Origin of the sequence: Streptomyces sp. A5-4 (assembly GCF_051131715.1) — a bacterium.
In the GTDB taxonomy this organism is placed as follows: domain Bacteria; phylum Actinomycetota; class Actinomycetes; order Streptomycetales; family Streptomycetaceae; genus Streptomyces.
The window spans coordinates 3,121,332-3,146,432 of sequence record NZ_CP178591.1 but is presented as its reverse complement, the minus strand read 5'-3'; the positions used below and the strand labels follow the sequence as shown (position 1 = coordinate 3,146,432).

The following is a 25,101-nucleotide window of genomic DNA, read 5'->3' as shown; positions in this document are numbered from 1 at the left end:
CCAGATCGTGCGACACACCGGGCCAATTGGCGGATGGCCCAGCGCAGACCCCTCTACGGTGTGGGGTGTGAGTAGCAGTGGCCTCATCTACGCAGTCATCGTCGGGGCCTGGGCCGCCTACTTGGTGCCGATGTGGCTCCGCAGGCAGGACGAGCTCAATGAGGCCCGTCCGACGGAACGCTTCAGCACCGCCATCCGGTTGCTGTCCGGACGGGCGGCCATGGAGCGCCGATACGCCAAGGAGCTGCAGGACCGCACCGCTGGTGAGGCGCAGCCCGACGTGGACCCGGATGCCGTCACGGACCGAATGAGTTCCGTCGACGTCCGGGCCTTTGTCGCGCCCCCGTTGCAGACCGAACGCCCCGACGCGCGGGAGGCGCGCGAAAAGGCTCGGGAAGCACGGCAGGAGGCGCGCGAAGAAGCGCGAGAAGAAGCACGGGAGGAAGACGCGCGGGAGCACGCGCGCGACGAGGCGCGGGAGAACGCGCGGCAGAGTGCGCTGCAGAACGCACGAGACGGACGGCGCGCGCGCACTACGGGCGCAGCCGCCGAACGCGCCCGGCGCTCGAAGGTCCTCGCGCGCCGTCGGCGCACCATCATGGTCCTCTTCGTCGTCTTCACCGTGGGCGCGATCGTCGCGGCGGTCGGCGGTCTGCGCGCGCTGTGGGCACCGGCGATCCCCGCGTTCCTGCTGAGCATGTACATCGTGCACCTGCGGACGCGGGAGCGGCGGCGCTTCGCCTTCACCATGGACCGGCGCAGGGCCGAAGTGGCGGCGCAGCGGCTGCGCGAGCGCCGCCCGCACCAGGGGCGGCGCTCGGCCGGCGCGGAGCCGGACGAGGAGCCTGCCGTACGGCCGGAACCGGAACCGGCGCCCGCGGTCTCCCCGCAGGAGGCGGGCCGTCGCGCCCTGGTGGAGCAGACGGACCACGCGGAGTGGGTCGACCAGCAGCGCGAGCGCGAGCGGGGCTCGGCGCGTGGCGAGAGCTGGGACCCGGTGCCGGTCCCGCTGCCGACGTACGTCACCGCCCCGGTCGCGCCGCGCGCCACGGGCAGTGTGGACTTCGGCGACCCGAACACCTGGAGCTCGGCCCGGTCGAGTACCGCCGAACCGACTCCGGAGGCGGAGCCGCCGCCCGCCGCCGAGCAGCCCCCTCGTCAGCGCACAGCGCCACCGCGGCGCAATCGCGACCGGGGCCGCACCCCGCTCTTCGACCAGTACGCGGACGACGACCGACCGCGCGCGGTCAACGAGTGACCTGCGAGGAACGGATTTCCAAGCACCCCGATCGGAGTGCTAGAGTTTCTCTCGTTGCAAGGGCCTGTGGCGCAGTCTGGTAGCGCACCTCGTTCGCATCGAGGGGGTCTGGGGTTCAAATCCCCACAGGTCCACCGCAGCAGTTGATGAGCTCCCGTCCGATCGTTCAGATCGGGCGGGAGCTCATTTTTTTGTGCCCCGGGCCTGTTGGGCCGTCAGTTCCGTCCCGGCCGTACGGGCCGCCCGCGCCGCCCCCGCCATCCGCTTCCTGAAACCGGAGCGTCCCCGGCCAGAAATAGCTTAGCGGTAAGGTATATTGCTTAGCGCTAAGCAATCCATGGGTGAAGACGCAGAAGAGGAGCGCGAGCCATGCGCATCACCGTGTTCGGGGCGGCCGGAAATCTGGGGAGTCGAGTGGTGGCCGAGGCGCTGTCGCGCGGGCACGAGGTCACCGCCGTGGTGCGTGACCCGGCCCGCTTTCGCGAGCTGGACGCCGCCGCCACCGCCAAGGCCGGCGACGCGGCCGACGCCGAGGACGTGGCCGCGCTGAGCGCGGGCCAGGACCTCGTGATCACCGCGACCCGGCCGGCCCCGGGCCGCGAGGGTGAACTCCGGTCGACCACCGAGGCGCTGCTGGCCGGAGTCGCCCGCAGCGGCGTCCGGCTGCTGGTCGTCGGTGGTGCGGGCAGCCTGACGCTGCCCGGCGCCGACGGTGCCACCGTGATCGAAGGACCCGGCTTCCCCGCGTCCTGGCGCCCCATCGCGCTGGCGTGCAACGAGCAGCTGGAAGTGGTCCGCGCCGCCGCCCCCGGGGTGGACTGGGTCTATCTGAGCCCGGCCGCGCTGCTGGAGCCGGGGGAGCGCACCGGCGCGTACCGGCTGGGCGCCGACGAGCTGCTGGTCGATGCCGAGGGCAACTCGGCGATCTCCATGGAGGATCTCGCGGTGGTGCTGCTGGACGAGGCGGAGCGGCCCAAGCATCACCGGACCAGGTTCACCGCGGCGTACTAGGCCGCGCCGGGGCCTGTGCGGGGGGCGTTACGGCGTGAGCGGCTTGGCGAAGCAGCGGCTGTCCTCGTACTCGCGGAAGTGGCCGAACTTCGGCGTCGGGAGATAGTCGCTCGACGTGTAAAGGGCGATGGCCTCGGGCTGCTGGGTGCCCGTCTCCAGCACCATCCGGGTGCGGCCGGCCGCGAGGGCGTCCGCCTCCAGGAGGGCGAGGATGCGCCGCGCGAGCCCCAGGCCGCGGCAGTCGGGTATCACGTACATGCGCTTGATCTCGGCGTCGCCTGCCGCGTAGCCCTCGCCGTTCTCCTCCTGGGAGCGCCAGGCGCCGGTGGCGACGGGGCGGTGCCGGTCGTCGTACGCGATGAGGTAGATGCCCCGTGGTGGCTCGAACATGGAGGGATCGAGCGGCGTACTGTCGCCCTCGCCGTCGTCGTAGCGCAGCATGTATTCCTGCTGCACCTGGGCTTCGAGCTTGACCGCGTCGGGGTGGTCGTAGGCGCAAATCTGGATATTCATACGGGCGATCGTACAGCTATGCATTGCCGGGGTCGACCGTGCTTCGATGTCGGTATTGTGCCCGGATGCTCACTGTGACCAGCGTAAATGTGAACGGGCTGCGCGCCGCCGCGAAAAAGGGTTTTGTGCCCTGGCTGGCGGAGACCTCGGCCGATGTGATCTGTCTCCAGGAGGTACGGGCCGAGCCGCACCAGCTCCCGGACGAGGTGCGCGAACCGGCGGGCTGGCATGTCGTGCACGCCCCCGCTGCCGCCAAGGGGCGCGCGGGCGTCTCGCTCTATACACGGCGGGCGCCGGAGCGCACGCAGGTCGGTTTCGGCAGCGCCGAGTTCGACGGGAGCGGGCGGTACGTCGAGGTGGACCTCCCCGGCGTCACGGTCGCCAGCCTCTACCTGCCCTCCGGCGAGGTCGGCACGGAGCGGCAGGACGAGAAGGTCCGGTTCATGGCGGAATTCCTGCCGTACCTCCAGGGGCTGAAGGAGCGCGCCGCGGCCGACGGGCGCGAGGTGCTGGTGTGCGGCGACTGGAACATCGCCCACCAGGAGGCCGACCTCAAGAACTGGAAGGCGAACAAGAAGAACTCCGGGTTCCTGCCCGAGGAGCGGGCCTGGCTCACGCGGGTCTTCGACGAGGCGGCGTACGTCGACGTGGTGCGCGCGCTGCACCCGGACCAGGAGGGCCCGTACTCCTGGTGGTCCTATCGCGGCAGGGCCTTCGACAACGACTCGGGCTGGCGCATCGACTACCTGGTGGCGACCGGCCGGCTCGCCGGGCGGGCCGTCAAGGCATACGTGGAACGGGCGGCCGCACACGACCTCCGCTGGTCGGACCATGCGCCGGTGACCGTCGTATTCGATCTGTAACGCCGTGGCCCCGACCGGCACTTGAGGCTTCGTACACAGAAGCTATTACTCACCGCATTGAGCGAACGATGTAAGAGACCGTCCGAGTGAGCGCGTATAAAGGTTGCCGTTCAACTCAGCCAGATTCGCCGACACGTACGCACCAACATGCGGTTGGCAACATCGTGTACGAATGCGAAGGAGTGCCGAATGGTGAGTGCGGCAGAAGAAGTCAGCACGCTCATGGTGCAGAAATTCGGAGTCGACCCCGCAGCCGTCCAGCCCGAGGTGTCGCTCCATCAACTGCACATGGACTCCCTGGCCCTGGAGGAATTCCGGCTCCTCATCGAGGACCGTCTGGAGATCGACCTCGGGGACGCCGCACTGACCTCGCGGGACACCGTCGGTCAGCTCGTCGAGCTCGTACACAGCAAGATCCTCGTGTGACGGCGCCCACGCAGAAGCCCTTCAGCGCGGCGGTGACGGGGCTGGGCCTGGTCACCGCCGCGGGGGTCGGGGTCAAGGCCGCGTGGCACGGCGTCACCGAGGGCGCCGCACCCACCTCCGTGTCCCACCGCGAGGAGCTCCGCGACCTGCCGTGCGACTTCATGTACGGCGTCGACGACCTCGACACCGCGCTGATCCTCGGTGTCGCGGCGCAGCGGCTGATGGACCGGTTCTCCCAGCTCGCCGTGGTGGCCGCGCGTGAGGCCGTCGCCGACGCGGGGCTCGACGCCTCCGTGTGGGACGGCGGCCGGGTCGCGGTCGTCATCGGGTCGGCCCACGGCGGACTGCCCTTCTACGACGAGCAGTCCGCCGTACTCGCCGCGAAGGGCCCGCGCCGCGTCTCGCCCAAGCTCGCTCCGCTGACCGTCGTCAACAGCGCGGCCAGCAGCGTCTGCATGGACATCGGCGCGCGCGGACCGAGCCTCGCGGTGTCCACCGCCTGCTCCTCGGGCACCGTGGCGATCGGCACCGCGCACCAGCTGCTGCGCACGGGCGCCTGCGACATCGTCGTCGCCGGCGGCGCGGAGTCCGTCCGCTCGCGGCTGCTGATCGCCAGTGCCTGCCAGATGAAGGCCGTCTCCACCCGGCGGGAGAACCCGGCGGCGGCCTGTCGGCCGTTCGACGCGGACCGGGACGGGTTCGTGGTCGGCGAGGGCGCCGGTCTGCTCGTGATGGAACGCCCGGAGCACGCCAGGGCACGCGGCGCCCGTATCCGGGCCCACGTCGCCGGATACGGGGCCTCCAGTGACGCGTACTCGGCCGTGGCGCCGGATCCCGGGGGCCGGGGCATCGAGAGCGCGCTGCGCACCGCGATGGCCGACGCGGGCGTCGCCGCGTCCGAGATCGGCCACGTCAACGCGCACGGCACCTCGACCGTATTCAACGACCTGATCGAAGCGACCATGTTGCACCGAACCCTGGGCACGCATCCGCTCGTTACGTCGACGAAGGCAATGACGGGCCACACGCTGGGCGCGGCCGGCGGCATCGAGACCGCGCTGACCGTGCTCGCCCTGGAGCACCAACTCGTCCCCCCGACCGTCAATCTGGACACGCCCGACCCGCAGATCCCGATCGAGGTCGTCAGCGGCGCCGCCAGGCCCGCGGCGTTCGACTGCGCGGTCAAGACATCGCTCGGCTTCGGCGGCCACAACGCCGCACTTGTCCTCACCCGGGCCTAGACCAGCTAGACCACCAGAAGGAAGAGGCGCATGCCCGAGGAAGTCGTCCGATCCCTGTCGGTGAACGGGCTGCCTTACGCCTACCGCGTGCTGCGGCAGGCCGATGCGCTCACCGAGCCGGTCCTGGTCCTCGGAGGTGCGTTGCAGGGCATGCTCGGCTGGCCCCAGTTGGAGGACCGGCTGGGGCCGATGGCGACCATCGTGACCGCGGACCTGCCGGGCATGGGCACCGCGGCCCCGCTGCCACCCGGCCCCAGCGCGGAGCTCCTGTGCACTGCCGTCACCCAGATCATCGAGGATCTCGACGTACCGCGGGTCAACCTGTTCGGCTTCTCCTACGGCGCCGCACTGGCCTTCGGCTGCGCGCAGCGCAATCCGCGGCGCATCGCCCGGCTGATCCTCGGCGGCGTACCGACGTACATCAGCGACGAGCAGCGGGCCCACTGGCGGCGGGCCACCGGCCGGCTTGCCGCGGGGGACACCGAGGGCTTCGCCACGCTGGTGGCCGAGGCGCTCATGTGCGTCGACCCGGACCGTCATGTGACCCGCAGGGATCTCGCCTTCCGGTACGTCAGGCGGTCCATGCTGCATGCCGTCGCGCACTCGCCGCACGCCGCGGACTCGCTGGAGCGCTCGCTGGGGGACCGGCCCGATTTCTCCGGCGGCCTGTCCGGTGTCCCGACGCTGGTCTTCACCGGCGAACACGACACGGTGACCTCCGCCGAACGCCAGCGCGCCTTCGCGGCGACCATCCAGAGCAGCCGTTTCACCACCATCCGGGACGCCGACCACTGGGTCGTCCTGGAACGAGCCGACGAGGTGGCGGACTTGGCGGCACGGTTCTTCACGGACCAGCCGCTGGAGACGGCCAACTACCTGAGGTCGGTGCCCCGCCAGGCCCGATCGGTCTCCGAAGCGGTGCTCGGCGTCGTTTCCTGAGAGGACGCGAGGGCGCCGCGACCCCGGCCGCGGACGGGCGCCGTACCCACCGCGTCGGCGTTGTCTTTTGATATGTCCGTGACTTGTGGGCGCGTCCGCCGTTGGCAGGACATGAAGAAACGAAGCATGGCCGCTGTCGCATCCCTCGCAGCCGGAGTGGTCGCGGCTCTCATCACCCCCCCGCCCTCCGCCCAGGCCGACTCGACGGACCACCCGTTGGGGCTCCCCATCTCCGTTCCGGACCTGGTCGCGGAGGGGAGTTTCGAGGACGTGGACAAGCTCACCGGAGCCGAATAGCGCGGCCCGTCCCCGTCACACCGCACCCGCCGAGAGGCACAGCCCGTGAGGTGCTCCTGTGTAGTGCAGGGGCACCTCACGGCGTCCACGTCACACAGGCACCTTCACCTCAGGACGGAGTAGCCCATGCCGATGCAGAAGCGTCGTAAGCAGAAGGGCCGTCGCCACCGCCGGGTCAACCGCACCCCGCGCCCGGTCGCCAGGAGCAGAGCGGTCGAGGGCTCAGGGCGCGCGGAGAGCGCCGGCGGTACGAACAGCGCCGGGCCCGCGCAGACCACCGGACCGGTGCAAAGCGGCGAGCCTCCGCAGGGCACCGGCACCGAGGCGGCGGCCGTTGACGAAACGATCGTCTTCAGGCCCGTCCAGGCGGGTGGCATCGGGCGCCCCGCCGAGCGCACCTGGCAGCACTTGCGCACCTGCGGGGACGCCGGAGCGAGCGTTGACGAGCTGAGCGGCGTCGTCGGCTACCAGTCGGCCACGATCAACCGGCACGTGGACGGCCTCGCCGCCCATCACCTCGCCCAACAGCGCGACGGCCGTTGGTACGCCGCCCGGGCCGCGGCCCGCTGATTTCCGCGCCCCGCCATCTGCCCCGTGCCGTACGACAATCGTCAACCGATTCCCTCTTGCCCCGGCTCGGGCCGGCCCCGTTTGCCGGAGCTCCGACGGGCCGATCGTGTGGCGTTCGGGTGATAGCGCAAAGATAGGTTCATTTATTGAGTTTCCTCGGCGGAATCGGATCGTTACCGATGTCGACGGCGACGCTACGGGCGTGAGGAACAGACTCGTGCAGCGCGAAGGACGTGGCTGTGTAGGGCGTCGTCGCCGGAAAGGTTCAAAAACAATGAAGTACCTGAAGACCGCCGCCTTCATCGCCGGATCGCTCATGGCTGTCGGTGTCGCTTCCCCGGCCCTTGCGGACAGCGAAGCAAAGGGCATCACCAGCCACTCCCCGGGTGTCCTGTCGGGCAACAGCGTGCAGGTCCCCGTGCACGTGCCGGTGAACCTGTGCGGCAACACCATCTCTGTGATCGGCCTGCTGAACCCCGCGTTCGGCAACGTCTGCATCAACAAGTAACACCCGGCTTCACCGTTAAGTGGTGGGACCCAGTTGGCCCCCGAGCGCACGCCATGTGCTCGGGGGCCAGCTGAAAATCCTCGTGTGTGAGCAACGGGCTCGCCCGCAAGCATGGAAGACAGGGAACGGCATAGTGCGACAGGTATTGAGCAAGGGGGTCGTCGTCGCGGCGGCTGCCTCCGGGGTCCTCGCAATGTCCGGTGGCTACGCCCACGCGGATGCCGATGCCAGCGGGGCGACCACGCACTCGCCGGGGGTGCTCTCCGGAAACAGTGTGCAGGCTCCGGTCCATGTGCCGGTGAACGCGTGCGGCAACACCGTCGACGTCGTCGGGGCCCTCAACCCGGCCTTCGGCAACAAGTGCGCCAATGTCTCGTCCGGTCGTCACGGCAACCCCGGCCACCACGGAAATTCAGGCCACCAGGGCAGCCCCGGTCACCATGGAGACTCCTCCGGTCATGACAACGGCTACGGCGACGAGGGCGGCTCCGGTCACCACGGTGCCCCCGGTCACCACGGTGGCGGCAGCCCGAGCGGCTCGGCCGCGCACTCGGAGACGAGTCACTCGCCGGGCGTCCTGTCCGGCAACGCCGCCCAGGTTCCGCTCGACGTGCCGGTGAACGTCTGCGGTAACTCCGTCGACGTCGTCGGGCTGCTCAACCCGGCGTTCGGCAACGAGTGCGCCAACGGCGCCTCCACGATGCCCAGGGACAAGCCCCCGTCCGAGGAGCCGCCCGCGGAGGAGCCCCCGTCCGAGGAGCCGCCCGCGGAGGAGCCCCCGTCCGAGGAGCCGGTCACGGAGGAGCCCCCGTCCGAGGAGCCGCGGGCCAACGAGCCGCACGCGGACAACAAGCCGCAGGAGCACGGTCTCCAGGCGGACGCCGAGGCACCGGCCCTGGCCGAGACGGGCGCCGGCCAGGTCGGCACCGCCGTGGCGATCGGTGCCGCGCTGCTCGGTGGAGGATTCCTGCTGGCCCGTCGTGGCCGGGTGACGCAGAGCTGAAGTACCCGGCTGACGCGCTCGCGGCGCCCGGCGCCCGGACGAGCAGTCTGCACTCGACGAGGGAGCGGATCCACGGATCCGCTCCCTCGCGCGTTTGTTCCGGGCATTCGAGTGAATCGGCAAGAAGGCCGGTCGCTTCAGTTTCTCGGCGTGCGGGGATTCGTTAGCCATGGTGTCGGTGACATGGAAGAGCAGCATCAGCGTGTCACGGGATGCCAAGGTCGCGGATTACGCCACCACAAAAAGGGATTAATAAGAATGAAGTACATGAAGGCCGCATCGGCCCTTGCTGTTTCGGTGATCGCCGCGGGAGCGGCCGCGGGATCTGTCTCCCCGGCCATGGCTGCCCCCGAGGGGTCCATGAGTCTGAACTCCGGCGTCAAGACCCTGACGGACGCCATGAACACTGACCGGCCGCTGGACGGACCGGTCGCGAAGCCGCTGTTGAGCACTGTGACGAAGACCGCGCACGACGTGCACCAGGCCAAGGACGGCAAGCCCGCGGACCTGCTGAAGAGTGCCGCCAAGTCGGCTCCGCTGCTCGGCGGTCAGCCTCTCGGCGGCTGACCCGGGCGGCGCCTCGTGGCGCCGAGAGCATGGCCACAAGGCCGGCATGTGCGCCAGGAGCGCGTACGCCGGCCTTTTGGCGTGCAGGGTGCGTGCGCCCTCACCGGACTCGTGTGCCCCCGGCGGGTGCGTGGTCGGCCCCGGCTCCGAAAACGAGGGGCCCCGCGGACTCACGTCCGCGGGGCCCCTCGGGTGATTCCGGCGACTCAGGCGTTGGTCGCCTCGTTGCCGAACGCCGGGTTCAGGAGGCCAATGACGTTCACGGTGTTGCCGCTGACGTTGACGGGCACGTGAACCGGGATCTGAATCAGGTTGCCGGACAGGACGCTCGGCGAGTGGGTCGCGACGCCCGCGGCCTCGCTGTCGGCGGCGGCGGAGCCAGCGGCGAGACCCGCGGTGGCGATGACGAGAGCGGCCTTTTCGGCGATGCTGGCATACGGCGCTGAAGAATGCTTCGCAGCACGCCCGCCGACAGGGGAAGTTCATACCGACGGCTCAATAGTAATTAATATGGTGCCGATGACGTGCGGACAGGTTCGGGCAACAGTGCTTTTCGGGAAATGGCGGCGCGCCCCTGACCAGATCGATCAGGGGCGCGTAGACCCTGGCCCCGGGTGGAGACTTCCGGGGCCAGGGTCAGCGCACTGGACGCGCTAGAGGCGTCAGCCGTTCGAGGCGCCGTTGCCGGCGATGGCGTTGTCCAGGACGTGCGACAGCGTCTCGTCACCCTTGACCTGGCTCGAGTTCTCAACGCACTGCTGCTCCTGCGGGTTGGACAGGATGTCCTGAACACCGACGTTGACCAGCGCGACGAGCGTCTGGATGTTCCGCACCGGGACCGCGACACACGGCTTGTTGAGCGTGCCCTGGATGATCGACAGCGACGGGCTCTGGTTACCGTGGATGGTCGAGTTGCCGTAGGACTGCAGCGACCCGTTGCCGCTGGCGGTCTGGGTGGTCCGGTCGTCGCCAGCTGCGTTCGCCTGGCCGGCGCCTGCCACGCCGAGCCCGGCAACGGAAGCGGCAACAGCGGCCGTGGCCATCATCTTCTTGAGCATTTGATTTCCTTGTTAGTCCGGTACGCAGGATTCTGCGTCAGGCTCAACTTTCGTCACGAGGATTGGTTGCGCCCGTTCACCCGAATGGTATTTGGATTACAAATCCGCACCGCCGAATGGGTGGTGCAGGGTGACTTAACCGCTGATGCGAAGTTGCTCATGGTGCCTCAACTCGGGGTATGACATGGGAAAGAGGAAAACAGTGATCAAGAAGGTCATGGCTACTGCTGCCGTCGCCGCTTCCGTCATGGGCCTTGGTGTCGCGGCCGCTCCGCAGGCGCTGGCGGCCGGCGACGACCGGGCCACCGAGACCGCGAGTGGCAACGGGTCGATGCAGTCCTACGGCAACTCCTCCACCCACGGCGACATGAGTCCCCAGATGTCGCTCATCCAGGGCTCGTTCAACAAGCCGTGTGTCGCGATCCCGGTGCGGAACATCCAGTCGGTCGTCGGCCTCGTCAATGTCGGGGTCCAGGACATTCTGTCCAACCCGCAGAGCCAGCAGTGCGTTGAGAACTCGAGCCAGGTCAAGGGTGACGAGACGCTGTCGCACTTCCTGGACAACTTCCTCTCGGGCAACGGCGCGACGAACGACTGATCCCTCATTGACAGCTCGGGCGCCCCGCAGGGTTCTGTGCGGTTGCCCGGGCCTGGTGAGTGGCGCGTAAGGGAAGACCAGCCGCTTCCCTTGCCCCACCGCAGCGGTCAGGCCCCCCAGATGGAAGTCATCTGGGGGGCCTGACCGCTGCGGTGGCAGTTTCGCGGAACCGGGTGTGGTCACTTGCGCAGAGTTGTCACCGGGACGACGCAGTGCGCGGAGGCCGCGAGCACCTCCTCGTCGCCGATGAACGCCTTCAGGTCCTCTGCCGTGACGTCGGTGCCGGGGGCGCCCTGCGGCCACGGGCGGGTGGTGAACAGGAAGTGCACATGCTTCCGCTTGAGGGCCGCCTGGGTCCACTGCTCGGGAACGAGGCACTGCGCCTTGAGGCTCGGCATGGTCACCGACGCGCTGCCGCTCTCAAGGAGTACCGAAACCGGCGAGTTGGTCCGGGAGACCTCGAACACGCCGCCGCCGACCGGCAGCCCGGTCTGTTCGAGGAGAAGGCGGACGGCCTGCTCGCCGGCCTCGGGGCCGCCTTCGCCGTCGCCCAGCGAGTAGGCGAGCAGGAAGGGCAGGTCGCGGCCGTCATCGATGTTCTCGCCTGCCCAGCCGATCACCGTGATGGTGCCCAAGTCGGCGGGGTTCAGGCGGGTTTCAGCGGTCTCTGTTGAGGTCATAGCCCCGGACCTTAATTGCCCCGGGTACCGGGGCAGGTGCCCGATTCACCCGGCCGGGCTAAGCGGACGGGGCTCAATACCCCGTACGTGGAAGCTTCTCCGGTGAGTCGGTCGCGCGTTCTTCCGCTTTGGCCCGCGCGGTCCGGATGAGACGGTCCAGGGCCATCGACAGCTCGGCGTCGACGACGCTCTTCGCGAGCGGGCGCAGCCGCTCCAGCGACGCGGCCGGATCGCCGGCCGCCTCCGGTCCCATGTGGTCGCGGACCAGGCCGGTGAAGAGCCCGGCCATCGCCTCCGTGTGCTTGCGCACCTCGCGCCCCGCCCCCAGGACGGCGGCGAGCGGTACGCCCTCGCGGACCAGGGCAGCCGACACGTCGAGGAGGCGCCGGCTGATGTGGACGATTTCGTCGCCGTCGGTGCCCAGGTAGCCGAGGTCGAGCGCCGCCGCGAGATTCTCCGCGGTGACCTGGCCGGCGAAGTAGTCGGCGAGCGCCTCCGGGGTGAGGCGGACCGGGGTCTCCTCGCTCCAGGTGACGGGGTCGGCGTCCTCGCCGAGGCCGAGCAGTTCGCCGACGTCACGGCCGCTCTCGAAGGTGGCGGCGAGGTCGGCGATCCCGGTGAGGGTGTGGCCGCGCTCCAGGAGGGCGGCGATGGTGCGCAGCCGGGCCAGGTGGTGGTCGTCGTACCAGGCGATACGGCCCTCGCGGCGCGGTGGCGGGAGCAGTTTGCGCTCCCGGTAGAAGCGCAGGGTGCGCACCGTGATGCCGGCCGCCCTGGCCAGCTCCTCCATGCGGTACTCGCGTGCTGCTGCTCCTGATGCCACCAGGGAAGCCTATGCACTACCGCCGGTAACTTCTCTGGCCGGACCCCTACCCATCAGTACGCAGCTGTTCTACGCTCCCAACCATGCCAGTGATTGCTGGCAGAGTCGCGGAGCGCGGGAGGCGTCGGCATGGCCGAGCACGAGCACGTACGAGTGGCGGTGATCGGATCCGGATTCGGTGGCCTCGGGGCGGCCGTCCGGCTGCGCCGCGAGGGGATCACCGACTTCGTCGTCCTGGAGCGGGCCGAATCGGTCGGCGGCACCTGGCGGGACAACAGCTATCCGGGTTGCGCCTGCGACGTACCGTCGCACCTCTACTCGTTCTCCTTCGCGCCCAACCCGGACTGGCCGCGCACCTTCTCCGGACAGCGGCACATCCGCGCGTACCTGGACCATGTCGCGGACACCTTCGGGCTGCGCCCGCACATCAGGCTCAACCACGAAGTGACGATGATGCGCTGGGACAACGACGAGCTGCGCTGGGAGATCGAGACCGCGGGCGGGGTGCTGACCGCCGATGTGGTCGTCTCGGCCACCGGGCCGTTGTCGGACCCGAAGACCCCCGACGTGCCGGGGCTCGCCGGATTCCCCGGCAAGGTCTTCCACTCGGCGCGCTGGGACCATGACTACGACGTGCGCGGAAAGCGCGTCGCGATGATCGGGACGGGGGCGTCGGCGATCCAGATCGTGCCGGCGATCCAGCCCGACGTCGCGAAGCTGACGCTGTTCCAGCGGACGCCGCCATGGGTGATGCCGCGGATGGACCGGGCCATCACCGGGCCCGAGCGCTGGCTGCACCGGAACGTGCCGTTCACCGGGAAGGCGCGGCGCGGGGTCCTGTTCGGGCTGCGGGAGCTTCAGGTCACGGCGTTCACCAAGCACCCGGGGCAGCTGGGCGCCGTCGAGTCCATAGCCAAGGCCAATATGGCCAAGGCCATCAAGGACCCGGCGCTGCGGGCCAAGCTGACACCGTCGTACCGGATCGGCTGCAAGCGCATCCTGCTGTCCAGCTCGTACTACCCGGCGCTCGCCCAGCACAACGTGGACGTGGTGGCCTCCGGGCTCAAGGAGGTGCGCGGCTCCACGGTCGTCGCGGCCGACGGGACCGAGACCGAGGTCGACGCGATCATCTTCGGTACGGGTTTCCATGTCACCGACATGCCGATCGCGGAGCGGGTGGTCGGCGCCGACGGCATCACGCTCGCCGAGGCGTGGAAGGACGGGATGGAGTCGCTGCGCGGGGCGACCGCGGCCGGCTTCCCCAACTGGATGACGATCATCGGCCCCAATACGGGCCTCGGGAACAGCTCGATGATCCTGATGATCGAGTCCCAGCTGAACTATCTGGCCGACTACATGCGGCAGTTGTCCGTCCTGGGCGGCAAGGTCGCACTGGGTGCCCGTGCCTCCGCCGTGCACGCGTGGAACCGGCGAGTGCAGGACAGGATGAAGCGCACGGTGTGGAACACCGGCGGGTGCGACAGCTGGTACCTGGATGCCAATGGGCGCAACACCACGATCTGGCCGGGCACGCCGAGCGAGTTCCGGCGGGCCACTCGGGAAGTGAATCTCGCGGAGTACGAGGTCGTGCGGGTGCGTGCGGCGGAGTCCGTGGGCGTTTCGGCCGCCTCGGAAGTCATGAGTCCCGCCCGGGGCGCCAAGGGTTCCGGCAAGGCCTTGGGCCAGTCTGACAAGGAGGCGGTGGCATGAGCCGGCTCTTGACCACGGGGGGCAGCGGGGTGCTGGTGCCCTCGCGCGAGTTGACCGCGACGTCCGCCGACGGATCCCGGCTGCATGTGGAGGTGCATGGGCCCGACGGTTCGCCCGCCATCGTGCTCGCGCACGGGTGGACGTGCTCGACGCTCTTCTGGGACGCGCAGATCAGGGCGCTGGCCGGTGAGTACCGGGTGATCGTGTACGACCAGCGCGGGCACGGGCGTACCCCTGCCGTGGCGCACGGCGGCTACACCACGGACGCCCTGGCCGACGACCTCGAAGCGGTACTCGCCGTCGCGCTCGCCCCCGGTGAGAAGGCCCTGCTCGCGGGGCACTCCATGGGCGGGATGACGATGATGGCCGCCGCACGGAGGCCCAAGTTCGAGGAGCACGCCGCGGCCGTTCTGCTGTGCAGTACGGGCAGTTCGCGGCTGGTGGGGGAGTCGCTCATCCTGCCGATGCGTGCCGGGGGCGTGCGCACGCGCATCACCCGGGCGATTCTGGGGGCGCGCGCTCCCCTCGGGCCGGTCACGCCGCTCTCCAGGAAGATCCTCAAATACGGGACCATGGGCCCCGGTACGGCGCCGGAGCGGGTCGCGCGGTGCGCCCGTATCGTGCACGCCTGCCCTCGGGCCGCGCGGGTGGCCTGGTCGCACGTGCTGGGGGAGCTCGATCTCGAAGCCGGGGTACGGGACTTGCGGGTGCCCACCGCGATCGTCGCGGGCACCGCGGACCGGCTCACCCCGCCCGTGCATGCGCGGGCCATCGCCGATGCGCTGCCGCAGTCGTTGGGGATCACGGAGCTGACCGGCGTCGGGCACATGACGCCGGTGGAGGCCCCGGAGGCCGTCACCGCGAAGCTCCGCGAGCTCGTCGTGACGTACGTCGATGTCAGTGGTGCCGGCCGTGTCGGCAGTGACGGTGCCCGAAGCGAGAAGGAGGACGTCGTATGAGCAGGCAGAGTCTTGAAGGTCAGGTCGCGGTCGTCACGGGGGCGGCGCGGGGCGTGGGCGAGCAGTTGGCCCGCAAACTGTCGGCGCGCGGGGCGAATGTGGCGCTGGTCGGGCTGGAGCCGGAAGAGCTCAAGAGGGTCTCGGATCGGCTGCACAGCGAGAGCGACTACTGGTACGCGGACGTCACCGACCACGTGGCGATGGCGCGGGTCGCGCAGGAGGTGAAGGAGCGCTTCGGCAAGGTGGACATCGTGGTCGCCAACGCGGGAGTCGCCTCGGGCGGGCCGTTCATCGACTCCGACCCGGACGCGTGGCGACGGGTCATCGAGGTCAATCTGATCGGCGGGGCGGTCACGGGGCGGGCGTTCCTGCCCGTGCTCATGGAGAGCCGGGGGTACTTCCTCCAGATCGCGTCGCTGGCCGCGATCACGCCGGCGCCGATGATGACGGCGTACTGCGCGTCGAAGTCGGGGGTCGAGGCGTTCGCGCACTGCCTCCGGGCGGAGGTCGGTTACCGGGGTGTGCGGGTCGGGGTCGGCTATCTGTCGTGGACCGACACGGACATGGTGCGGGGCGCGGACCAGGACGATGTGATGCGGGAGTTGCGGCAGCGGCTGCCGTGGCCCTCGAACCGGACCTACCCCCTGGGCCCCGCGGTGGACCGGATCGTCGCGGGCATCGAACGCCGGTCCTCGCACGTGTACGCGCAGTGGTGGCTGCGGGGGATGCAGTCCGTACGCGGCTACCTGCCCGCCGTCATCGGGGCGGTGGGCCAGCGCGAGATGAAGCGGTTCGAGCCGCGGCTGGCCAGTGTCAGCAGGGGGCTCGTGGGGGCGGGCGGCGAGGCGGACGAGAAGGCGCGTACGCAGCGTTATTGATCGAAATGCGGAGAATGTCGGGGCGTGTCAGTCTGGTCGAGGCCCGAGGCAGGGGCGATGCGTTCGCCCCTGCCTCCGGCCGTCCCTGTACCCCTTCACCCCGTCTAGGAGTGCACGTCATGGGCATGGCAGACCAGTTCAAGGACAAGGCGCAAGAGCTCGCGGACCAGGCCAAGAAGGCTGCGGGCGGCGCGAAGGACGAGGCGTCCGAGCGTGGCAGTGAGGCGCAGGACAAGCAGGAGAAGATGCGCGAGGAAGGGGAGCGGGCGCGGGACGAGGGGCAGGACGGCTTCAAGGGATAGTGCGTGTGGAGGGGGCGTGCCCGTCGTTTCTGGGTGCGCCCCCTTTGGTGTGGGGTGCGCCGCCTTGGTGTGGGGGCGCGGGGGTGCGGGTCGGCCAGGGGTGCGGGTTGCCTGCGCCGCTATCCCCTACCCGCCCCTTCCCGAAACCGGGGCTCCGCCCCGGGCCCCGGTCCTCAAGCGCCGGAGGGGCTGGGTGGCGGGGTGGTGTGGGTGCGGGGGGTTTTCGGGCACCGGTCCCGGTCCTCAAGCGCCGGAGGGGCTGGGTGGCGGGGTGGTGTGGGTGCGGGGGGTTTTCGGGCACCGGTCCCGGTCCTCAAGCGCCGGACGGGCTGGGTGGCGGGGTGGTGTGGGTGCCGGGGGCCCGTGTTGCCGGGCTGGCTGGAACGGAGTGGTGGGGCGAGGGGGTGGGGGTGTTGGGCAGCGGTCCCGGTCCTCACCCGCCGGACCGGGTGACATGGCGGTGGTTGGGGGTTGATCGAGTGGATCCCGGGTCCCCTCCCACGCTGCCGGGAGGGGACGTGGCGGGGCGCTCCCCGCAGGGTGTCGGACGCAACCACCGCGAACCTCACGCAGCAGTGCCCGAACGTTCGGCACCCGAGGAGACGCTCCGCCGCGGCACCGACCCCGCCGCGGCACCGACCCCGCCGCGGCACCGACCCCGCCGCGGCACCGACCCCGCCGCGGCACCGACCCCCGCCGCGGCACCGACCCCGGGACCCCGCCCCGCCCGGCCGAGCGGTCACCGCCTTGGCGGCAGTTGTGGGCGGCGTTTGTTCGGGACGTTCTGGTAGCCGGGCGGGGTGGACGCCGGGTGGGTCTCCAGGAGGTCCAGGGCCACCCTGACCGCGTCGTCCAGTTGGGCGTGGCGGCCCTCTGCCCAGTCCAGGGGGGTGCGCAGGGCCTCGATGTCCGGTTCCACTCCGTGGTTCTCCACCGACCAGCCGTACTCGTCGAACCAGGCCGCGTTCATCGGGACAGTGATCACCGTTCCGTCACCCAGCGTGTGCCGGCCCGTCATGCCGACCACGCCGCCCCAGGTGCGGCGGCCCACCACCGGGCCGAGTTCCAGGAGCTTGAAGGCCGCCGTGATCATGTCGCCGTCCGACGACGTCGCTTCGTCCGCCAGGGCCACCACCGGGCCGCGTGGTGCGTTCGAGGCGTACGAGACGGGTTGGGCGTTCCGGGTGAGGTCCCAGCCGACGATGGTCCTGGTCAGCTTCTCCACCACCAGTTCGCTGATGTTCCCGCCCGCGTTGCCCCGTACGTCGACGATCAGCGCGGGGCGCTGCACCTCCAGGCGCAGGTCCCGGTTGAACTGGGCCCAGCCCGAGCCGCCCATGTCGGGGATGTGCAGATAGCCGCACTTGCCGTCGCTCAACTCCCGTACCACTTCTCGGCGTTTGGCCACCCAGTCCTGGTAGCGCAGCGGGCGCTCGTCGATCAGCGGGACGATCGCCACTCTGCGGGCCCGGCCCTCGCCCTCGGCGGGCTGGAAGGTCAGTTCCACCGTGGTGCCGCCCGCCGCCGCCAGCAGAGGGAAGGGCCCGGTGACCGGGTCCACCGGGCGGCCGTCCACGTGGGTGAGGACCGCGCCCTCCCTGATGCCCGTACCGGCCAGCGGGGAGCGCGCCTTGGAGTCCGACGAGTCGCCGGGCAGGATGCGGGAGATCAGCCAACTCCCGTCCCGGCACACCATATTGGCGCCCAGCAGGCCCATCGCCCGCTGGTAGTGACGCGGGCCTTCGCTGCGGCGTGCGGCGGCGACGTACGCATGCGAGGTGCCCAGCTCGCCCAGGACCTCGCGCAGCAGATCGGCGAACTCGTCGGGTGTGGCGATCCGTTCGAGGAGCGGGCGGTACTGGGCGAGGATCGCGTCCCAGTCGATGCCGCACATCCCCGGCTCCCAGAAGTACGCCCGGATAACGCGGCCCGCCTCGTCGTAGGCCTGGCGCCACTCGGCCTCCGGGTCCACGTCGTGCAGGATGCGGCGCAGGTCGAGGTAGACCGTGGAGTCGTTGTCGCCGGACTCCGTGGCGGGGACGGCCCGCAGCTCGCCCTCGTCCATGACCACCAGGCGGGAGCCGTCGCCGCTCACCGCGAACCAGTCGATGTGGTCGACGAGTTCACTCTTGCGCGCCTTGGTGATGTTGAAGTGTTCCAGGGTGGGGCGGCCCGACATGTCTGCCGGGTTGGCGAAGGTCTCGCCGAGCGCCCCCGAGATCGGCCAGCGCAGCCACACCAGACCGCCGCCGCTCACCGCGTTCAGCGCCGAGTACTTGGAGGCGGCCACGGGGAAGGGCGTCACCCGGCTCTCCAGGCCCTCGATCTCTACCAGGACGGTGCCTTCGGCGCTCTCGTCGTCCGTGGGGTCGAGGCCGCCGGCCGCCGGGCGGCCGTCCGGTGACAGGGCGAAGGGGGACGGGGTCGCGGAGGAGAGGGGGACGAGGTAGGGGCGGCAGCCCAGGGGGAAGGACAGGTCCCCGGTGTGCACGTCGTACACCGGGTCGAAACCGCGCCAGGAGAGGAAGGCGAGGTAGCGGCCGTCGCTGGTGAACACCGGGTTCTCGTCCTCGAAGCGGCCGTTGGTGACATCGACGGTGGTGTGCATCCCGGGCCCGGCGATCCGCGCCATCTTGATCTGCCGCAGCGAGCGGCCGATCCCGGGATGGGACCAGGTCAGCCAGGTGCCGTCGGGGGAGAAGGCCAGGTCGCGCACCGGCCCGTTGAGGGAGCGGATCAGCTCGGTGACCTCGCCGCCGGACTCCTCGGTCGCGTCGATGAGGAGCAGCCGCCCGTCGTGCGCGGCGATCGCGATGCGCTCGCCCTCCGGGTCCGACAGCATTTCCTGTACGCGCCCGAGCTCCCCGGACGCCAGTCGCCTCGGGGCGCGTTCGCCGCTGGCCCGCGGCAGGTAGGCGATCTCGATCGCGTCCTCGCCCTCCGCGTCGGTGACGTACGCGACCTGCCCGCCGCTGCCGAGCATCTCCGGCAGCCGGCTGCGTACTCCCGGCGTGTCGGTGATGGTGCGGGCCGGGCCGTCGCGGTGGGTGAGCCAGTACAGGCTGCCGCGCACCACAACGGCGCTCGCCCGGCCCGTCTCGTCCACCGAGAGAGCGTCGACGTGGCTGGCGGCGGGGACCTGGTAGCTGCGCCGTCCGGCGCGCGGCCCGCCCAGGCGCACCTCCAGCTTGCGCGGTACGCCTCCCTCGGAGAGCCCGTCGACCAGCCAGAGGTCGCCCGCGCACTGGTAGACCACCCGCTCGCCGTCACTGGACGCGTGGCGCGCGTAGTACGTGTCGTGGTCGGTGTGCCGCCGCAGGTCGGTGCCGTCGTACTGGCAGGAGTAGAGGTTGCCGATGCCCTCGTGGTCGGAGAGGAAGGCGATGCGCCCGCCGACGAACATCGGGCAGTCCAGATGGCCCCCGATGTCCGGCAGCAGCTGCTCCCCGTGGAGCCACAGCCGCCCTGTCGCCCCGCCCCGGTAGCGCTTCCATGCGGCGGGCTCGTGCGGCGGCTTTCCGGTGAGCAGGAGCGTGCGGCGCTCGCCGTCGATGTCCGCGATCGCGATGTCGGCGACCGGGCCCCACGGCAGCTTGCCGCCGGGGCTGCCGTCGGTGGGCAGGCTGTAGGCCCAGGAGTAGTAGGAGAAGGGCTGGCCGTGCGAGGACACCGCGAGGATGCTCGCCGGGCTGTCGGGGGCCTCGGGCGACCAGCCGCAGACCCGGGCGTCGATCGAGCCCCAGTAGGTCAGCCTGCGGGCCGGCCCGCCGGCGACGGGTGCGAGGTGCACCTCCGGGTCCAGGCTGCGCCAGGTCGTGTACGCGAGGTGCTTGCCGTCCGGGGAGAAGCGCGGGTGGGTGACCTTGGTGCGGTCGACGGTGATTCGCCAGGCCCGGGACGGCCGGTGTCTCTCGGGGACCAGCGGTGCGACCCAGAGGTCGTCCTCCGCGGCGAAGCACAGCAGATCGCCGTGGAGGTGCGGGAAGCGGAGGTACGCGCCGTCGTCGCTCACCCCCCAATGCTTCCCGCGGGCGAGGGGTGCGGCAACTTGTGGCGCAGAACACCATCGAAACGAGTTCGTTTCGTTCGAGTGAGGCGTAGTGTCGTGGTGTACGAAACAGTTTCGTTCCGTGCGACATCAAGTGCCCGAGGAGGTCGAGGATGGCCCGCAGCAGGCTCACGCCCGAACGTGAGACCGAACTGTACGAAGCCGTGCTCGACCTGCTGCGCGAGGTCGGCTACGACGCCCTGACCATGGACGCCGTGGCCACCCGTACCAAGTCCAGCAAGGCCACCCTCTACCGCCAGTGGGGGAACAAGCCCGAGCTGGTCGCCAGGGCCCTGCGGCACAACAAGCCCGTCCACTTCGCGGACATCGACACCGGCTCGTTGCGCGGCGACTTCTACGCCCTGGTGGAGCGCACCGACGACTGCCAGATGGAGAAGGACTCCGCGCTGATGCGGGGTCTGGCCCAGGCCATCCACGGAAATCCCGACCTGCACAAGGCGCTTCGGGAACTGCTGATCGAGCCCGAGATGACCGGACTCAACGGTCTGCTGCAACGCGCGGTGGACCGGGGGGAACTTGCCGCCGACACCCCGGCCATGCGCTATCTCCCGCACATGGTGGTCGGCGCCTTCGTCGCCCAGCAGCTGATCGAGGACCGGTCACCGGACCGAGCCTTCCTCGCCGACTACATCGACGCCGTGGTCCTCCCCGCCCTCGGCGTTTGACTCTCCCCGCAGCTTCACGCCTACCTGACGCGCACCGCTCTCGTCGTCGGGGTGGTTCTACACGCCCTGTTCCAGCTCCAACGACCCGACCGGGAGACGCCCTCGTGGCTACGTTCCTCTACAAAATGGGCCGGTTCGCCTTCCGCCGCCGCCCCTTCGTCGCCCTCGCGTGGGTGGCGCTGCTGGTGCTCGCCGGTGTCGGCGCCACCTCGGCGGCCACCGCGTCCTCCAGCTCCTTCTCCATACCGGGCACGGAGGCCCAGAAGGCCTTCGACCTGCTCGAACAGCGCTTCCCCGGGGCCAGCGCCGACGGTGCGACCGCCCGTGTGGTCTTCAAGGCGCCCGTCGGCGAGAAGATGACCGACCCCGACCACAGGGCCGAGGTCAAGAAGGTCGTCGCCGACCTGAAGTCCTCCGCCGAGCAGGTCACCCAGGTCGTCGACCCGTACGTGGGCAAGGCCGTCAGCCAGGACGGCTCGACGGCGTACACCCAGGTCTCGTACAAGGTCAGCGGCATGGAACTGACCGACGCGAGCAAGGAGGCGCTCACCGGCGCCGGTGACGAGGCGCGCGACGCCGGACTCACCGTGGAGATCGGCGGTGACGCGCTCCAGGCGGTGCCCGAGACCGGGTCCACCGAGATCATCGGGGTCGCGATCGCCGCGATCGTGCTGGTCATCACCTTCGGTTCGCTGGTGGCCGCCGGACTGCCGCTGCTCACCGCGCTCATCGGCGTCGGCATCGGTGTGTCCACGATCACCGCGCTGGCGAACGTGCTCGACCTCGGCTCCACCACCTCCACACTCGCGATGATGATCGGCCTCGCGGTCGGTATCGACTACGCGCTGTTCATCGTCTCCCGCTACCGCGCGGAGCTGGCCGACGGCCGCGAGCCCGAGGACGCGGCGGGACGGGCCGTCGGCACCGCGGGTTCCGCGGTCGTCTTCGCCGGTCTCACCGTGGTGATCGCCCTGGTGGGTCTGGCCGTGGTCAACATTCCGATGTTGACGAAGATGGGCTTCGCCGCGGCGGGCACCGTGGTCATCGCCGTCCTCATCGCGCTCACCCTCGTGCCGGCGCTGCTCGGCTTCGCGGGCAAGCGGATCGTCGGCCGCAAGGCGCGCAACGCGGCCACCGGGGGCGGGGCCGAGGACAAGGCCGAGGCCAAGCCGAACATGGGCACCCGCTGGGCGCGCTTCGTACTGCGCCGCCCGGTCGCCGTCCTGCTCACGGGCGTGATGGGGCTCGGCATCATCGCCATCCCGGCCGGCTCGCTGGAGATGGGCCTGCCCGACGACGGCTCGCAGCCGGTCTCCACCAGCCAGCGCAAGGCGTACGACCTGCTGTCCGAGGGCTTCGGCCCCGGCTTCAACGGCCCGCTGATGCTGGTCGCCGACGCCCAGGGCAGCGAGGACGCCAAGGCGGCGTTCCGTGCGGTCAACGACCGGGTGAAGGGCATGGACGGCGTCGTGGCCACCGTGCCGGGCGCCCCCAACAAGGCCGGTGACACCTCGGTGATCACCGTCATCCCCAAGGACCGTCCCTCTTCGATCGAGACCGAGGAGCTGGTCCACTCCATCCGCGACGCGGGCGCGGACCTCAAGTCCGACGAGGGCGTCGAAGTCCTCGTCACCGGCTCGACGGCCATGAACATCGACTTCTCGCAGAAGATGAACGACGCGCTGCTGCCCTACCTGGCGCTCGTCGTCGGCCTGGCCTTCCTGCTGCTGATGGTGGTCTTCCGCTCGGTCCTGGTGCCGCTCAAGGCGGCACTCGGCTTCCTGCTCTCGGTCGTCGCCGCACTCGGCGCGGTCGTCGCGGTCTTCCAGTGGGGCTGGCTCGGCTCGGTCCTCGGCGTGGAGCAGACCGGCCCGATCATGAGCATGATGCCGATCTTCATGGTCGGTGTGGTCTTCGGTCTCGCCATGGACTACGAGGTCTTCCTGGTCACCAGGATGCGTGAGGCGTACGTGCACGGGGAGCGGCCGGGGCAGGCCATCGTCACCGGGTTCCGGCACGGGGCGCGGGTTGTGTCGGCCGCCGCCGTGATCATGATCGCGGTCTTCGCGGGCTTCATCGGATCCAGCGAGTCGATGATCAAGATGATCGGCTTCGGGCTCGCCATCGCGGTCTTCTTCGACGCCTTCGTCGTACGGATGGCCATCGTGCCCGCGGTGCTCGCGCTGCTCGGCAAGGCCGCCTGGTGGCTGCCGCGCTGGCTGGACAAGGCACTGCCCAACGTCGACGTCGAGGGCGAGCAGCTCCGCAAGGAGCTGGGCGACGACGCGTCGGCCGATCAGGGCAAGGGCCCGGACGGGGACCGTGAGCTGGTGAACGCCTGAGCGTCGAGTGGTCGCGGCGCGCACATCGCGCCTGAGTGATCGCGGCGTTCGACTACTCCCGGGGGCCCGCGTCAGCGGAGCGCGGCCCCCGGGCACGCACCGGCTCGTGGGGACGGGACCCGGTGCGTCGAGGAGGCCCCCCGGCCAGTGCGGCCGGGGGCCTCCGCGTCATCCGAGCTGGGGCAGGGCCGTGGATCCGGCCGCCGGTCCGGAGGCGGGGGCGACCGCGGGCGCGTCCGCCCCGGAGGCGGCCGAGTGCGTACGGCGCAGGAAGCGCAGCAGGGGCGCGCGGTCGAACTGGATCACCGCGACGCCCTGGGGCGAGTGCAGCTCCAGCACGGCCTGCACCCGGCCGCACGGCCAGACCCGGACATTGCCGCTCTCGGTCTCGACGGGTCGGCTCAGCCCCGTCTCAAGGAGGGTGCGGGCCAGCACCCACTCGTTCTCGGAGTCGCCGGGGGAGATGCCCGCGGGGAAGACGAGGCATACGGCGAGGGGGTCCTCGTCCATGTCGTAGCGCAGCGCGACGGGGACGGACCGGTGGTACGGGGCATCCGTAATGAGGCGGGCCCGTGCGTGGTCTTCGATGACGGGGTGCATGGGTCGGCTCCTCACATTCACGATGTTATTAACCTAATGTCCCATATTTTGTGGTCCATGCTCCAGGCCGGTGCGGGAACCGTGCGCTCTTGCAACCTCTTCGCAACAGGGCACTATTATCGAACGGCTAACCAACCCGCCCGAGCGGAGCACCCATGCATGTCCCCGACGGATTCATCAACCTGCCGGTTTCCGCGATCGCCGGAGTCGCTGCCGCCGGTGCCGTAGCCGTCAGCCTGCGCGGTGCGCGCCGCGAGTTGGACGAGCGGACCGCGCCCCTCGCGGGCCTGGTGGCGGCGTTCATCTTCGCCGTGCAGATGCTGAACTTCCCGGTCGCGGCCGGCACCAGCGGGCACCTGCTGGGCGGTGCGCTCGCCGCGATACTCGTCGGCCCCTTCACCGGAGTGCTCTGCGTATCGGTCGTCCTGCTGATGCAGGGCATCCTCTTCGCCGACGGCGGTCTCACCGCGCTCGGTGTGAACATCACGGTCATGGGCGTGGTCACGGTCGTCGTGGCGTACGGGATCTTCCGCGGCCTGGTCAAGGTGCTGCCGCGCGGTCGGCGCTCGGTGACCGCCGCCTCCTTCGTCGCCGCCCTGGTGTCCGTGCCGGCCGCGGCCGGTGCCTTCACGCTGATCTACGCGATCGGCGGGACCACCGACATCCCGGTCGGCAAGGTGCTGACCGCGATGGTCGGCGTGCATGTCCTCATCGGCGTCGGCGAGGCCATGATCACCGCCGCGACGGTGGGCGCCGTCATCGCCGTACGACCCGACCTGGTGCACGGCGCGCGCGATCTGGCCGCGCCGCTCAAGCTGCTCGTTGGCGGCAAGCTCGTCGACGCGACCCCGGAGCCCGCCCCGGCCCCCGTCGCGGCCCGCTCCACCCGCAAGGTCTGGGGCGCGGGCCTGGTCTCCGCCCTCGTCATCGCCGGGGTCGTCAGCTTCTACGCGTCGGCGAGCCCCGACGGCCTGGAGAAGGTCGCCGCCGACCAGGGCATCGACAAGAAGGTCGGGGAGCACGCCACCGCGAACTCCCCGCTCGCCGACTACGGCATCAAGGACATCGCCAACCCGCGGATCTCCGGCGGTCTCGCGGGCGTGATCGGTGTCGGCGCGACCGTCGTGGCGGGCACCGGCATCTTCTGGGCGGTACGCCGCCGTCGCGAGGACGGGTCGCGGAGCGACACCACCCCGGTCCGCGCCGAGGAATCGGCCTGAC

At 70.3% G+C, this 25,101-nt stretch carries 26 protein-coding genes and 1 tRNA gene; 20 read left to right on the top strand and 7 right to left on the bottom strand.

Annotation, left to right across the window (positions count from 1 at the left end):
• Positions 1–67 precede the first annotated feature (67 nt).
• From ACLLJJ_RS14445 to ACLLJJ_RS14435, 3 genes are all read left to right on the top strand, one after another.
• On the top strand, positions 68–1,258 hold the full coding sequence (locus ACLLJJ_RS14445; protein ID WP_434590807.1) for a hypothetical protein: 1,191 nt from the start codon (positions 68–70) through the stop codon (positions 1,256–1,258).
• A gap of 60 nt (positions 1,259–1,318) precedes the next feature.
• Positions 1,319–1,392 (top strand) — tRNA-Ala (locus tag ACLLJJ_RS14440).
• Between the two features lie 235 nt (positions 1,393–1,627).
• A complete protein-coding gene (locus ACLLJJ_RS14435; protein WP_434590804.1) occupies positions 1,628–2,269 on the top strand; it encodes an NAD(P)-dependent oxidoreductase in 642 nt (213 codons plus the stop codon).
• 27 nt (positions 2,270–2,296) lie between these two features.
• Here ACLLJJ_RS14435 and ACLLJJ_RS14430 read toward each other — a convergent pair whose 3' ends face one another.
• Positions 2,297–2,782, bottom strand: coding sequence for a GNAT family N-acetyltransferase (locus ACLLJJ_RS14430; RefSeq protein ID WP_434590801.1), 486 nt, complete (start codon positions 2,780–2,782; stop codon positions 2,297–2,299).
• A 65-nt stretch (positions 2,783–2,847) separates the two neighbouring features.
• Here ACLLJJ_RS14430 and ACLLJJ_RS14425 point away from each other — a divergent pair, with 65 nt between their 5' ends.
• The 9 genes from ACLLJJ_RS14425 to ACLLJJ_RS14385 all read left to right on the top strand — a co-directional run bounded on the left by ACLLJJ_RS14425 (position 2,848) and on the right by ACLLJJ_RS14385 (position 9,196).
• Positions 2,848–3,645 (top strand): exodeoxyribonuclease III, encoded by a 798-nt coding sequence (locus ACLLJJ_RS14425; RefSeq protein WP_434590798.1) that lies wholly within the window; start codon positions 2,848–2,850, stop codon positions 3,643–3,645.
• Positions 3,646–3,837: 192 nt separating this feature from the next.
• Positions 3,838–4,071, top strand: a complete 234-nt coding sequence (locus tag ACLLJJ_RS14420) for an acyl carrier protein (RefSeq protein WP_434600418.1) — start codon at positions 3,838–3,840, stop codon at positions 4,069–4,071.
• On the top strand, positions 4,068–5,312 hold the full coding sequence (locus ACLLJJ_RS14415; protein ID WP_434590795.1) for a beta-ketoacyl-[acyl-carrier-protein] synthase family protein: 1,245 nt from the start codon (positions 4,068–4,070) through the stop codon (positions 5,310–5,312). The genes ACLLJJ_RS14420 and ACLLJJ_RS14415 overlap by 4 nt, the downstream gene beginning before the upstream one ends.
• 30 nt (positions 5,313–5,342) lie before the next feature.
• Complete coding sequence (locus ACLLJJ_RS14410) at positions 5,343–6,251, top strand: alpha/beta fold hydrolase (RefSeq protein ID WP_434590792.1); 909 nt, start codon at positions 5,343–5,345, stop codon at positions 6,249–6,251.
• A 126-nt stretch (positions 6,252–6,377) separates the two neighbouring features.
• Positions 6,378–6,548 carry a hypothetical protein gene (locus tag ACLLJJ_RS14405; RefSeq protein WP_434590789.1) on the top strand — a complete coding sequence of 57 codons (171 nt, stop codon included), beginning with the start codon at positions 6,378–6,380 and terminating at the stop codon, positions 6,546–6,548.
• Between the two features lie 126 nt (positions 6,549–6,674).
• Complete coding sequence (locus ACLLJJ_RS14400; protein WP_434590786.1) at positions 6,675–7,118, top strand: helix-turn-helix domain-containing protein; 444 nt, start codon at positions 6,675–6,677, stop codon at positions 7,116–7,118.
• A gap of 274 nt (positions 7,119–7,392) precedes the next feature.
• The gene (locus tag ACLLJJ_RS14395; protein WP_434590783.1) at positions 7,393–7,626 is read left to right on the top strand and encodes a chaplin; all 234 of its coding nucleotides are present in this window, start codon (positions 7,393–7,395) and stop codon (positions 7,624–7,626) included.
• Positions 7,627–7,759: 133 nt separating this feature from the next.
• Entirely contained in the window at positions 7,760–8,629 is an 870-nt protein-coding gene (locus ACLLJJ_RS14390; RefSeq protein ID WP_434590780.1) for a chaplin family protein, read from the top strand.
• A 258-nt stretch (positions 8,630–8,887) separates the two neighbouring features.
• Positions 8,888–9,196, top strand: coding sequence for a hypothetical protein (locus ACLLJJ_RS14385; RefSeq protein ID WP_434590777.1), 309 nt, complete (start codon positions 8,888–8,890; stop codon positions 9,194–9,196).
• Between the two features lie 206 nt (positions 9,197–9,402).
• On the opposite strand, the gene ACLLJJ_RS14380 is transcribed toward ACLLJJ_RS14385, so the two are convergent.
• Together ACLLJJ_RS14380 and ACLLJJ_RS14375 are read right to left on the bottom strand one after the other, a co-directional pair.
• Positions 9,403–9,624: a chaplin gene (locus tag ACLLJJ_RS14380; protein ID WP_434600417.1), complete on the bottom strand. Its 222-nt coding sequence runs from the start codon at positions 9,622–9,624 to the stop codon at positions 9,403–9,405.
• 234 nt (positions 9,625–9,858) lie between these two features.
• Positions 9,859–10,254 (bottom strand): rodlin, encoded by a 396-nt coding sequence (locus tag ACLLJJ_RS14375; RefSeq protein WP_434590774.1) that lies wholly within the window; start codon positions 10,252–10,254, stop codon positions 9,859–9,861.
• A gap of 202 nt (positions 10,255–10,456) precedes the next feature.
• Between ACLLJJ_RS14375 and ACLLJJ_RS14370 the strand changes: the two genes are divergently transcribed.
• The gene (locus tag ACLLJJ_RS14370) at positions 10,457–10,852 is read left to right on the top strand and encodes a rodlin (protein ID WP_434590772.1); all 396 of its coding nucleotides are present in this window, start codon (positions 10,457–10,459) and stop codon (positions 10,850–10,852) included.
• Positions 10,853–11,031: 179 nt separating this feature from the next.
• On the opposite strand, the gene ACLLJJ_RS14365 is transcribed toward ACLLJJ_RS14370, so the two are convergent.
• Both ACLLJJ_RS14365 and ACLLJJ_RS14360 read right to left on the bottom strand, forming a co-directional pair.
• Positions 11,032–11,532: a DUF5949 family protein gene (locus ACLLJJ_RS14365; protein WP_434590769.1), complete on the bottom strand. Its 501-nt coding sequence runs from the start codon at positions 11,530–11,532 to the stop codon at positions 11,032–11,034.
• 73 nt (positions 11,533–11,605) lie between these two features.
• Positions 11,606–12,322: a MerR family transcriptional regulator gene (locus ACLLJJ_RS14360; RefSeq protein ID WP_434600416.1), complete on the bottom strand. Its 717-nt coding sequence runs from the start codon at positions 12,320–12,322 to the stop codon at positions 11,606–11,608.
• A 162-nt stretch (positions 12,323–12,484) separates the two neighbouring features.
• Between ACLLJJ_RS14360 and ACLLJJ_RS14355 the strand changes: the two genes are divergently transcribed.
• The 4 genes from ACLLJJ_RS14355 (at position 12,485) to ACLLJJ_RS14340 (ending at position 16,204) form a co-directional block, all read left to right on the top strand.
• Positions 12,485–14,065 carry a flavin-containing monooxygenase gene (locus ACLLJJ_RS14355; protein ID WP_434590766.1) on the top strand — a complete coding sequence of 527 codons (1,581 nt, stop codon included), beginning with the start codon at positions 12,485–12,487 and terminating at the stop codon, positions 14,063–14,065.
• Positions 14,062–15,024 (top strand): alpha/beta fold hydrolase, encoded by a 963-nt coding sequence (locus ACLLJJ_RS14350; RefSeq protein WP_434590763.1) that lies wholly within the window; start codon positions 14,062–14,064, stop codon positions 15,022–15,024. The genes ACLLJJ_RS14355 and ACLLJJ_RS14350 overlap by 4 nt, the downstream gene beginning before the upstream one ends.
• The gene (locus ACLLJJ_RS14345) at positions 15,021–15,902 is read left to right on the top strand and encodes an SDR family oxidoreductase (RefSeq protein WP_434590761.1); all 882 of its coding nucleotides are present in this window, start codon (positions 15,021–15,023) and stop codon (positions 15,900–15,902) included. Before ACLLJJ_RS14350 ends, ACLLJJ_RS14345 begins: the two co-directional genes overlap by 4 nt.
• 119 nt (positions 15,903–16,021) lie before the next feature.
• A complete protein-coding gene (locus ACLLJJ_RS14340; protein WP_434590758.1) occupies positions 16,022–16,204 on the top strand; it encodes a hypothetical protein in 183 nt (60 codons plus the stop codon).
• A gap of 739 nt (positions 16,205–16,943) precedes the next feature.
• On the opposite strand, the gene ACLLJJ_RS14335 is transcribed toward ACLLJJ_RS14340, so the two are convergent.
• Complete coding sequence (locus ACLLJJ_RS14335; protein WP_434590755.1) at positions 16,944–20,216, bottom strand: S41 family peptidase; 3,273 nt, start codon at positions 20,214–20,216, stop codon at positions 16,944–16,946.
• Between the two features lie 149 nt (positions 20,217–20,365).
• Here ACLLJJ_RS14335 and ACLLJJ_RS14330 point away from each other — a divergent pair, with 149 nt between their 5' ends.
• On the top strand, positions 20,366–20,938 hold the full coding sequence (locus ACLLJJ_RS14330; RefSeq protein ID WP_434590752.1) for a TetR/AcrR family transcriptional regulator: 573 nt from the start codon (positions 20,366–20,368) through the stop codon (positions 20,936–20,938).
• A gap of 104 nt (positions 20,939–21,042) precedes the next feature.
• Entirely contained in the window at positions 21,043–23,280 is a 2,238-nt protein-coding gene (locus ACLLJJ_RS14325; RefSeq protein ID WP_434590749.1) for an MMPL family transporter, read from the top strand.
• A 168-nt stretch (positions 23,281–23,448) separates the two neighbouring features.
• On the opposite strand, the gene ACLLJJ_RS14320 is transcribed toward ACLLJJ_RS14325, so the two are convergent.
• Complete coding sequence (locus ACLLJJ_RS14320) at positions 23,449–23,880, bottom strand: SsgA family sporulation/cell division regulator (protein WP_434590747.1); 432 nt, start codon at positions 23,878–23,880, stop codon at positions 23,449–23,451.
• A 155-nt stretch (positions 23,881–24,035) separates the two neighbouring features.
• Here ACLLJJ_RS14320 and ACLLJJ_RS14315 point away from each other — a divergent pair, with 155 nt between their 5' ends.
• On the top strand, positions 24,036–25,100 hold the full coding sequence (locus ACLLJJ_RS14315; protein ID WP_434590744.1) for an energy-coupling factor ABC transporter permease: 1,065 nt from the start codon (positions 24,036–24,038) through the stop codon (positions 25,098–25,100).
• The last annotated feature ends 1 nt before the right edge of the window (position 25,101 follow it).